1 pseudogene is annotated in these 421 nt (G+C 68.6%); it reads left to right on the top strand.

The features are described from left to right. Nucleotides 1-421, top strand: a pseudogene (locus tag DY467_RS25740) (glycosyl transferase family 2); the annotation flags it as partial.

Below are 421 nucleotides of genomic sequence, written 5' to 3'. Positions count from 1 at the left end.
GAGACAGGTATTGGGGCTTCCTCGACGCCTCGCGGCAGCCGAAATTCGCCTGGACCGGGCCGGTGGTCGACCCGAACTACTGGAAACTCGCCGGCATCGCCCTGCTCGTCGGCATCCTGCAGTCGCTGCCGATTCTTCAGCTCGCCGCGCCGCCCGCGATGCAGACGCTGCTGCTGTCGGCGGCCGCCCATGGCGCCGGCGCCTGGGCCGCAACTGTGTTCGCCTTTTGGAACGGCCACTACTTCCTGTTCGGTTCAGCCTTCGCGCTGACGCTGGGCATCATTTTGCTGGTGCCGCTGGTCGCGATCGCCCTGGCGCGAATCGAGGAAATCTCGGCCGTGGCCTTCGGCCGCAAGCCGCGGCGGCTGATCACCCGCGCCCTGACCGACGCCCAGGAAGCCAAGCGCGCCGCCGCGATTGC

The sequence above is a fragment of the Rhodopseudomonas sp. BR0G17 genome (assembly GCF_010907025.1).
Classification (GTDB): Bacteria; Pseudomonadota; Alphaproteobacteria; order Rhizobiales; family Xanthobacteraceae; genus Rhodopseudomonas; species Rhodopseudomonas palustris_H.
This window is presented reverse-complemented; position numbering and strand designations above follow the sequence as displayed.